Here is a 9,311-nt window from a genome sequence, read left to right as displayed (position 1 = left end):
CCGCGCGCGCGCCCGCGGGTCGTTAGCCGCCAAGCAACATCATCGGGACTCCGCGTGTGTGGTCCCCCGGCGCGGGCGCGCTTTTGTGGAGATCCGCGTCATAAGCCCGGCCGCCCCGGCAATTCCTTTTTCCGCCATTTCCGGGGCGGTCGGCCGAAACCGCCGCCCCCGCCCGTCAGACCGCGACCGCGTCCTCCGGCCGGATCGGCAGCCGGCCGACCGGCAGGCCGGTGGCCGCCCGGACGGCGGCGGCCACGGCCGCCGGGGCGACCACCGCGGGGGCGGCGCTGACCGCCTTGGCCCCGAAGGTGGCGACCACGTCCCGCTCCTCCAGCAGGGCGGCGATCCGCACCTGCGGGGTGTCCAGCGCGGTGGGCAGCCGGTAGCCGGTGAGCGAGGGGTTCAGCAGCACGCCGCCCTCGGTGCGCAGGTCCTCCAGCAGCGCCAGGCCGACGCCCTGGGCCACGCCCGCCTCGATCCGGTCCTCGATCTGCCGCGGGTTCAGCGCCCGGCCGACGTCCTGGGCGACCGTCATCTCGACCACCCGGACGGCGCCCAGCTCGATGTCCACGTCCACCACCGCGCGCATCGCGCAGAACGCGATCGACACGAAGGCGTCGCCCTGCCCGGACTCGTCCAGCGGCTCGGTGGGGTGCGGGCGGCACTGGGCCGTCGCCCAGAGCTCCTTGCCCTCCAGCGCCTCGGCGACCGGCATGCCGAGCACCCCGTCGTACGAGGTGATCTTGCCGTCGGCGATCTGCAGCAGTTCCACCGACATCCCGAAGTTGGCGGCGATCGGCTGCAGCAGCTGGTGGCGGACCATCAGCGCGGCGCGCTCGACGGCGCCGCCGGAGACCCAGGTGTGCCGGCCGCGGGCGGAGGGACCGGCGATGGACTGGTCGCTGTCGGCCGGCGCGATGTACACCTCGCTGACGCCCAGCACGGTCTGCACGATCTGCCGGGCCAGCGTGGCGAAGCCCTGTCCGGAGTCGACGGCCGCGCAGATCACCGTGGCGTGGTCGCCGCTGACCCGCACGGTGGCGGTGGAGACCTCGTCCTCGCCCTCGGCGCCGAGCATGTGCACCATGCCGACGGCGTAGCCGATCCCGCGCCGCACCGCCGCCGGGTCGCCGGCGCCACCGGGCCCGCCCGGCAGCAGCCACTCGGCGTCCGGGTCGTCCACCGGCAGGGCCGGCAGCGGCTCGGCCGCGACGGCCTCCAGCAGCGCGCCGACCGGCGCCGGGCAGGTGACGGCCTGTCCGGTGGGCATCGGGTCGCCGGTGGCCATCGCGTTGCGGCGGCGGATCTCCACCGGGTCCACGCCGATCCGGGCGGCCAGCTGGTCCAGCTGCGACTCGTAGGCGAAGCAGGCCTGCAACGCGCCCTCGCCGCGCATCCGCCCGGCCGGCGGGTTGTTGGTGCGCACCGCCCAGGCGTCCACGAAGACGTTCGGGCAGACGTACGGGCCGACCGAGAACGCGGTGGCGGCGGCCAGCGCCTCGGCGGAGACGTCCGCGTACGCGCCGCCGTCCAGCAGGATCTGCGCCTCGACCTTCACCAGGGTGCCCTCGGCGTCGGCGTGGTGGCGGTAACGCAGCAGCGCGGGGTGGCGCGAGGGGTGGGTGTGGAAGGACTCCTCGCGGGTGAGGGTCATCTTCACCGGGCGGCCGGTGCGCAGCGCCAGCAGCGCCAGGGTGACCTGGAAGGAGAGGTCCTCGCGGTCGGTGGTGGCCCCGGGCACGCCGGTGACCACCAGCCGGACCCGGTCGGGCTCCAGGCCGAGGCAGGCGGCGGTGCGGTCGCGGTCGCCGTGCGGGTCGGTCGAGGACAGGTGCAGTTCGACGCCGCCGTCCGGGCGCGGCACGGCCAGCCCGGCCTCGGCGCCGAGCGGGGCCGGGTCCTGACGGCCGACCTGGTAGAGGCCCTCGATGATGATCTCGCCGGCCGCGTCCGGATCCCCGGTGCGCAGCGGCAGGTGGCGGAACAGGTTGCCGTCCGGGTGCAGCGACGGGGCGGTGAAGGCCTGCTCGGGGTCGGTGACGGCCTCCAGCGGCTCGTAGTCGACCGCGATCAGACCGACCGCCAGCCGGGCGGTGTCCGGGTGGTCGGCGGCCACTGCGGCGATCGGCTCGCCGTGGTGGCGCACCACGCCCGCGGCCAGCACCGGCCGGTCGGCGACGATCGGCCCGGCCGGGGCGCCGTCCGGGGTGCCGTCCGGACCGGGCGGCAGGTCGGCGGCGGTGACCACGGCGTGCACGCCGGGCAGCGCGAGCGCCGCCGCGGTGTCGATGCCCCTGATCCGGGCGTGCGGGTGCGGCGAGCGCAGTACCGCGCCCCAGAGCAGCCCCTCGGCCCACAGGTCGGCCGCGTACGGGTAGATGCCGAGCGCCTTGGGCAGCGCGTCGCTGCGCAGCGGTGAGCTGCCCAGGCCGAACGGCTCCGGTGCGCCGCCCTCGCCGCCGTCCTGCTGGAGTGCTGCGCCGATGTCGGTAGGCGACGTCATGATGCGTGGTCGTCCTCGGGGAGCCGGATGCCGTGGGCGGGGGTGGCGCCGTACGGGACGCCGGCCGGGGCGGTGCCACCGGCCGGAGCGCCGTGCGGGGGCGTGGCGACGTAGGGCGTGCCGTGCGGGGGCGTGCCGTCGAAGGCGGCCCCGGGCAGCGGCGTGCCGTGCGCGGGGGTGGGTTCGTAGACCGGGGCGTCGTACCCGGCGTCGTAGCCGTTCTGCTGCGGGTAGCCGCCGGGCACGTAGGTGCCGTGGGCGGGGGTGCCCTGGTACGGCTGCTCGGGGTAGCCCTGCGGCGGGTAGTACACCTGGTCGTCGGCGGTCTGGGCGGGGATGCCCTGGACCGGCGTCAGGACGGCGGTGTCGTACACGCCGGTGTCGTAGCCGCCCTGGCCGTCGCCGTACGGCTGGTCGGCGCCGGCCGGGGGCTGCTCGGCGGGCGGCTGCGGGACGTGCTCGATCCAGGCGTCGGCGTCGGCGTAGACCGGCGGTTCGGCGGCCTGCTGCGGTCCGGCGGCCGCTTCCCCGGCGGGCTGGTCGGCGGGCTGGTCGGTGGCCGGTGAGGCTGCCTGGGCGGCGGTCGCGGCGGCCGTCTCCTCCGCCTCCTCGACGTCCTCGGCGCGCGCGTCGGCGATGCTCTGGACGGCGGCCAGCACGCCGCGGTAGCCGGTGCAGCGGCAGAGGTTGCCGCAGAGCGCCTGGCGGGCCTCGACCTCGGTCGGGCGGTGGTTGCGCTGGAGCAGGTCGTGCACCGCCATCGCCATGCCGGGGGTGCAGTAGCCGCACTGCACCGCGCCGGACTCGGCCAGCGCCTGCTGGACGTCGCTCGCGCCGCCGGCGGCCGACAGGCCCTCGACGGTGTTGATCTCGCTGTCGGCGGCCAGCGCGGCGGGCACCAGGCAGCCGGCCACCAGCTGGCCGTCCACCTGCACCGAGCAGGCCCCGCACTCGCCCTGCTCGCAGCCGTCCTTGGCGCCGGCCAGGCCGAGCCGCTCGCGCAGCACGTAGAGCAGGCTCTCGCCGATCCAGGCGTCGGTGACGGGCCGTTCGAAACCATTGACCCGCAAGGTGTACGAGGCGCACGGGCGCAGCTCGCGGCTGACCTGCGGGGTGAGGCCGAGCGGGTCGGCGTCGAGGGTCTCGATGGGGTCTGTGGTCACTTCAGCGCCCTTCCCAGTGCCCGTCGGGCCAGCACCGATACGGTACGCCGCAGCCGAACGGCGGCCGCGCTCGGCCCCTCGGTCGCGGCCTCCCAGGCGCCTTCGGCGCCGTAGCTGTCGGGGACGCAGGCGGCGGCCACGTACTCGCCGAAGGCGGCGGTCGCGGCCGGGTCGATCTCCCGGCTGCCGTCCCAGTCGATGCAGCCGGCGACCCAGGCCTCGGCCTCCAGCGGGCGCAGCGGCACGGGCGCGACGGCGCCGACCGCGCAGCGCACGGCGCGCCGGGCGGGGTCGAGGACCAGCGCGACGGAGGCGGTGGCGCGGGCCGGGCCGCTGCGGCCGGTGGCCTTGAGGAAGACCTGCGGGGCGTGCAGCAGCGGGACGCGCACCCAGGTGAGGAGTTCGCCGGGGCGCACCGGGTCGAGGCCGGTGAGCAGGTGACTGACCGGCACCTCGCGGCTGGCGCCGGCCCGGGCGAGGGTGACGCTGGCCTCCAGGGCGGTGAGCACCGGGAGGGTGTCGCCGGCCGGGGCGGCGGTGACGATGTTGCCGCCGAGGGTGCCGACGTTGCGGACCTGCGGCGGGCCGGCGGTGCGGGCGGCGTCCGCGAGCGCGGGGATGAGCGCGGCGAAGTCGGGGCGGTCCATCCGGGCGTGGGTGAGTCCGGCGCCGAGGACGGCGGTGCCGCCGTCCTCGTAGCGCCAGCCGCGCAGTTCGGTGATCCGGCCGAGGCCGACCAGGGCGGCGGGGCGTAGCCGTCCGGCGTTGACGGCTTCCATCAGGTCGGTGGCGCCGGCCACCGGTACCGCGGCCGGGGTGGCGGCCAGCGCGTCGACGGCCTCGTCGAGGGAGGCCGGCAGCATGATCGTCCGGTTCACCTGGGTCCCACCGTGCTCCACTTGCTCATCGATCGGCTGCCGCCCGCGGCCTTCGGCCGTGGTGTCCGCGTCAGCAGCCCGGCCTGGCCCGTAGGGTACGGGCGATCGGGCCGGGTTGGGCAACTCTGGCACACAATGCTCGATGATCATTTCGGGGCAGGTGAACGGGACTGCCCGATTGGGACGGATACCGGGCGGTATCTGCCCAGGCCCGAACCGGACCTGGGCAGATGTTCATCTGTTCTTGACGTCAGATGACCACTCAGAAGTTCCCGCAAGGGGCAAGTCCGTCGCGCTCAGCGCACCGGCGGCGGGCCCTCGATCGGCCGGCCGGCCACCCCGGGCCAGCGCTGCCAGGGGTGCGGGCCGTCCGCCGGGCGGTACTCCACGCCGAGCGCGTCCAGCACCTTCAGGTGCGCCTCCAGCCGGTGCTGGAAGCCGGCGTAGTCGCGCTCGGCCGGATCGGTGGGCAGGTCGGACCAGGCGACCTCGGCGAAGGCCACCAACCGGGGGAAGGCCCGGTAGTCGATGTCCCGGGCGCTGTCCATGAACTCGCTCCACAGGTTGGCCTGGGTGCCGATCACGTGCCGGGCGGCCGTCTCGTCCAGCTGCCCGGGCACCGGCTCGAAGCGGTACACGTCCTCCAGCGTGCGCACGAAGCCGACCGGGATCGGCTCGTCCGGGCCGTCGGCCTGCCGGTGGTCGAAGTAGACGTGCTGCTCGGGGCACATCACCACGTCGTGCCCGGCCTTGGCCGCGGCGATCCCGCCGCCGAACCCGCGCCAGGAGGAGACGGCGGCGCCCGGGGCGAGCCCGCCCTCCAGGATCTCGTCCCAGCCGATCAGCCGGCGGCCGCGCTCGGCCAGCCAGCGGTCGAAGTGCCGGATCACGAAGCTCTGCAGCTCGTCCTCGTTGGCCAGGCCGAGCTCGCGGATCCGCGCCTGGGCGGCCGCGCTGTCCTTCCACTGCTCCTTGGGGCACTCGTCGCCGCCGAGGTGGATGAACTCGGACGGGAAGAGCTCCAGGACCTCCTCCAGCACGCCCTCGAAGAAGCGCAGGGTGTCCTCGGAGGCGTTGAGCACGTTGTGGCTGACGCCCCAGTCCGTCCAGACGCCGAGCGCCGCGGTGTCCACCACGTCGGTGTTGCCCAGCTCGGGGTAGGCCGCGACGGCGGCCTGGGTGTGCCCGGGCAGGTCGACCTCCGGGACGACGGTGACCCCGCGCGCGGCCGCGTAGGCGACGATCTCGCGCAGGTCGTCCTGGGTGTAGTAGCCGCCGTGCGGGCGGTCGTCGCGGCGCTGGCCGGCCCGGTAGCCGACCATCGAGCGGTCCCGCCAGGCGCCGCGCTCGGTCAGGCCGGGGTAGCGCTTGATCTCCACCCGCCAGCCCTGGTCGTCGGTCAGGTGCAGGTGCAGCACGTTGAGCTTGTGCGCGGCCAGCAGGTCGACGAAGCGCAGCACGTCCGACTTGGGCAGGAAGTGCCGGGCGACGTCGAGCAGCGCGCCGCGCCAGCCGAACCGGGGGGAGTCCTCGATGTCCGCGCCGGGCAGCACCCAGCCGGTGCCGCGCAGCGGGGACCGGCGGAAGGCGTCCGGGCCGAGCAACTGCCGCAGGGTCTGCGCGCCCCACAGCGCACCGGCCGGCCCGCCCGCGGCCACCAGGGCGTGGCCGGGGCGCACCGTGATCCGGTACGCCTCGGCGGCCAGCGCGTCGTCCTGGACCAGTTCGATGCCCGTGCCCGGCCGGCCCGGGCCGAGCGGCAGCCCGGTGGCCGCGGTCAGCGTGGTGCGCAGCCACCGCTCGGCGTCGGCCAGCCCGGGCGGCGCGGTCAGCGTGGTGGCGTCGTCGAGGGGGAAGTCCTCGTCCGGGCGGCGGACGGCACTCGAAGGCACGGGAATGAGGTCCATTCCGACATCCTGCCCCCGCCCCGGACGACTGGCATAGACCACTTCGGAAACTCGGCACTATGCAAAACGGCACTGTGCACAACCACACCGTGCACAACGGCGCCGGGCACCGGCCCGCGGCGGCCGGTGCTACTTGCCGCCGTTGTTGTCGTCGCCGCCCTGCGGCTTGCCGATGCCGTCGTAGATCTCCTTGCACATCGGGCAGACCGGGTACTTCTTCGGGTCGCGCCCGGGCACCCAGACCTTGCCGCAGAGCGCCACCACGGGCGAGCCGGAGAGCGCGCTCTCCATGATCTTGTCCTTCTGGACGTAGTGCGCGAAGCGCTCGTGGTCGCCGTCCCCGTGGGACACCTGGGGGACTGGCTCGACCAGGGTGCCGGTGCCGAGGCCGCGCTCGGGCTCAAGAGTGCTCATAGGTGCCAAGTCTATGGGCGCCCCGCGAAACCCGGCCAGTATCGCGACGGCGGCCCGTACGTCAGTTCAGCGTCGGGTCGTCCGGATAGGTCGCGAGCAGCGCCAGCGGGCCGCGCTGGCGGCGCAGCACCGAGCGCCACAGCCGCTCCGGTTCCGGGCTGGAGATGTCCCCCGGCTCGCAGTCCACCAGGTACCAGGCGCCGCTCCCCAGCTCCGTCTCCAGCTGGCCCGGCGACCAGCCGGCGTACCCGGCGAAGATCCGCAGCGCGCCCAGCTCGCCGGCCAGCACCTCGGGCGGCGCCTCCAGGTCCACCAGGCCGATCGCGCCGTGCACCCGCCGCCAGCCGAGCGGCTCGCCGGTGCCCGGCTCCCCCGGCGCCACGGCGAGGCCGAGCGCCGAGTCCAGCGCCACCGGTCCGCCCTGGAACACCACGGCGGGCTGCCCGACCAGCCGCCCCCAGCCGTCCAGGACGCTGCCCACCTCGACCGGCGTCGGCCGGTTGAGGACCACGCCGAGCGCCCCCTCGACGTCGTGGTCGAGGAGCAGCACCACCGCCCGGGCGAAGTTCGGGTCGGTGAGCAGGGGCGTCGCGACGAGCAGACGGCCGGTGTGGGACCGTCCTGCGTGCGAGTGGGCCGCCGTCATGCCCACATGATCCCGCAGAACGGCCGGGGTCGGACACCTCAACGATCGAAACCCCGCCACGCCGGACAAACACCCGAACGGCCCCTCCGGCGGGCGGGAGCGAGCCCGGAGAGAGGACCATCACGGGAGAGGCTCACGGGAACCATCGGCACGCCCACTACCATCTACGGATGGTGGACGCCCTTCTACGGTGCCGACTCGGTTTTGCCGGGGGCCCGAGCGCGCCCGTACCAACCGGTCCACCACCGGCTCTCTACCGGAGCCTTCCCACCCCTCTGGCACCCCGGATTGCGAGAACGATGACCGACGACGTCCTGCTGGTCCACGGCGGAAACCCGCTCGAAGGCGAGATCCGCGTCCGCGGTGCGAAGAACCTGGTGCCCAAGGCCATGGTCGCCGCCCTCCTCGGCCAGGGCCCCAGCAGACTGCGCAACGTCCCGGACATCCGCGACGTCAAGGTGGTCCGCGGCCTGCTCCAGCTGCACGGGGTCACCGTGCGGACCGGCGACGAGGACGGCGAGCTGATCCTCGACCCGTCGCACGTGGAGAGTGCGAACGTCGCCGACATCGACGCGCACGCGGGCTCCTCGCGGATCCCGATCCTGTTCTGCGGCCCGCTGCTGCACCGCCTCGGCCACGCCTTCATCCCGGGCCTGGGCGGCTGCGACATCGGCGGCCGCCCGGTCGACTTCCACTTCGAGGTGCTGCGCCAGTTCGGCGCCACCATCGAGAAGCACCCGCAGGGCACCTACCTGGTCGCCCAGCAGCGCCTGCGCGGCACCAAGATCGAGCTGCCCTACCCCTCGGTCGGCGCGACCGAGCAGGTGCTGCTCACCGCCGTCCTCGCCGAGGGCGTCACCGAGCTGCGCAACGCGGCCATCGAGCCGGAGATCGTCGACCTGATCTGCGTGCTGCAGAAGATGGGCGCGATCATCACCCTGGGCACCGACCGGACCATCCTGATCACCGGCGTCGACGAGCTGGGCGGCTACACCCACCGCGCGCTGCCGGACCGCCTGGAGGCCGCTTCCTGGGCCTGCGCGGCGCTGGCCACCAGGGGCGACATCTACGTCCGCGGCGCCCGCCAGCTGGAGATGATGACCTTCCTGAACACCTTCCGGAAGGTCGGCGGCGCCTTCGAGGTGGAGGACGAGGGCATCCGCTTCTGGCACCCGGGCGGCGAGCTCAAGGCGATCGCCCTGGAGACCGACGTGCACCCGGGCTTCCAGACCGACTGGCAGCAGCCGCTGGTCGTCGCCCTGACCCAGGCCACCGGCCTGTCCATCGTCCACGAGACGGTGTACGAGTCGCGGCTCGGCTTCACCGGTGCGCTCAACCAGATGGGTGCGCACATCCAGCTGTACCGCGAGTGCCTGGGCGCCACCCCGTGCCGCTTCGGCGCGCGCAACTTCCTGCACTCGGCGGTCGTCTCCGGCCCGTCCAAGCTGATGGGCGCCGAGCTGGTCATCCCCGACCTGCGCGGCGGCTTCTCGTACCTGATCGCGGCGCTGGCGGCCGAGGGCACCTCGACCGTGCACGGCATCGACCTGATCAACCGCGGCTACGAGAACTTCATGGACAAGCTGCGCGACCTGGGCGCCCACGTCGAGCTGCCGTCCGAGCAGCTGGTCGACGCCTGACCCGCAGGGCCCACAGGCCTACGGGCCTGTGGGCCTGTGGGCCCGTGGCCCCACGACGAGAGGCCGGGGGGGGGGGGGGCGCGCGCGCGCGCGCCGGGCGCGGGGGCGGGGGGGGGGTGGGGGGGGGTGGGGGGGGGGGCTGAGAGGGGGGACGGGGCCG

General features: G+C 74.7%; 7 protein-coding genes. 1 reads left to right on the top strand and 6 read right to left on the bottom strand.

Annotated features, from left to right (window positions below; translation table 11 throughout):
* Nucleotides 1-175: 175 nt before the first annotated feature.
* The 6 genes from ACFV6D_RS32700 to ACFV6D_RS32675 form a co-directional block, all read right to left on the bottom strand.
* Nucleotides 176-2,503, bottom strand: coding sequence for a xanthine dehydrogenase family protein molybdopterin-binding subunit (locus ACFV6D_RS32700; RefSeq protein WP_079135849.1), 2,328 nt, complete (start codon nt 2,501-2,503; stop codon nt 176-178).
* Complete coding sequence (locus tag ACFV6D_RS32695) at nt 2,500-3,666, bottom strand: 2Fe-2S iron-sulfur cluster-binding protein (RefSeq protein WP_380434171.1); 1,167 nt, start codon at nt 3,664-3,666, stop codon at nt 2,500-2,502. Before ACFV6D_RS32695 ends, ACFV6D_RS32700 begins: the two co-directional genes overlap by 4 nt.
* Nucleotides 3,663-4,529 (bottom strand): FAD binding domain-containing protein, encoded by an 867-nt coding sequence (locus ACFV6D_RS32690; protein WP_363370383.1) that lies wholly within the window; start codon nt 4,527-4,529, stop codon nt 3,663-3,665. The genes ACFV6D_RS32695 and ACFV6D_RS32690 overlap by 4 nt, the downstream gene beginning before the upstream one ends.
* Nucleotides 4,530-4,840: 311 nt before the next feature.
* Nucleotides 4,841-6,451: a beta-N-acetylhexosaminidase gene (locus tag ACFV6D_RS32685; protein ID WP_380562380.1), complete on the bottom strand. Its 1,611-nt coding sequence runs from the start codon at nt 6,449-6,451 to the stop codon at nt 4,841-4,843.
* A 129-nt stretch (nt 6,452-6,580) separates the two neighbouring features.
* On the bottom strand, nt 6,581-6,865 hold the full coding sequence (locus ACFV6D_RS32680) for a DUF3039 domain-containing protein (protein ID WP_063349181.1): 285 nt from the start codon (nt 6,863-6,865) through the stop codon (nt 6,581-6,583).
* Nucleotides 6,866-6,926: 61 nt separating this feature from the next.
* A complete protein-coding gene (locus ACFV6D_RS32675; protein WP_063349180.1) occupies nt 6,927-7,511 on the bottom strand; it encodes a YqgE/AlgH family protein in 585 nt (194 codons plus the stop codon).
* A gap of 299 nt (nt 7,512-7,810) precedes the next feature.
* On the opposite strand from ACFV6D_RS32675, the gene murA reads away from it, so the two are divergent.
* Nucleotides 7,811-9,151, top strand: a complete 1,341-nt coding sequence (murA, locus tag ACFV6D_RS32670; RefSeq protein ID WP_063349179.1) for a UDP-N-acetylglucosamine 1-carboxyvinyltransferase — start codon at nt 7,811-7,813, stop codon at nt 9,149-9,151.
* The last annotated feature ends 160 nt before the right edge of the window (nt 9,152-9,311 follow it).

This window comes from Kitasatospora sp. NPDC059812 (assembly GCF_042732075.1).
In the GTDB taxonomy this organism is placed as follows: Bacteria; Actinomycetota; Actinomycetes; order Streptomycetales; family Streptomycetaceae; genus Kitasatospora.
Note: the sequence above shows the minus strand (reverse complement) of the source record. Positions and strands in the feature narration are given on the sequence as shown.

Coding starts and splice junctions, on each gene's coding strand:
- murA (WP_063349179.1), top strand. CDS start 7,811: ATGACCGACGACGTCCTGCTGGTCCACGGCGGAAACCCGCTCGAAGGC.
- ACFV6D_RS32685 (WP_380562380.1), bottom strand. CDS start 6,451: ATGGACCTCATTCCCGTGCCTTCGAGTGCCGTCCGCCGCCCGGACGAG.
- ACFV6D_RS32690 (WP_363370383.1), bottom strand. CDS start 4,529: ATGCTGCCGGCCTCCCTCGACGAGGCCGTCGACGCGCTGGCCGCCACC.
- ACFV6D_RS32675 (WP_063349180.1), bottom strand. CDS start 7,511: ATGACGGCGGCCCACTCGCACGCAGGACGGTCCCACACCGGCCGTCTG.
- ACFV6D_RS32680 (WP_063349181.1), bottom strand. CDS start 6,865: ATGAGCACTCTTGAGCCCGAGCGCGGCCTCGGCACCGGCACCCTGGTC.
- ACFV6D_RS32700 (WP_079135849.1), bottom strand. CDS start 2,503: ATGACGTCGCCTACCGACATCGGCGCAGCACTCCAGCAGGACGGCGGC.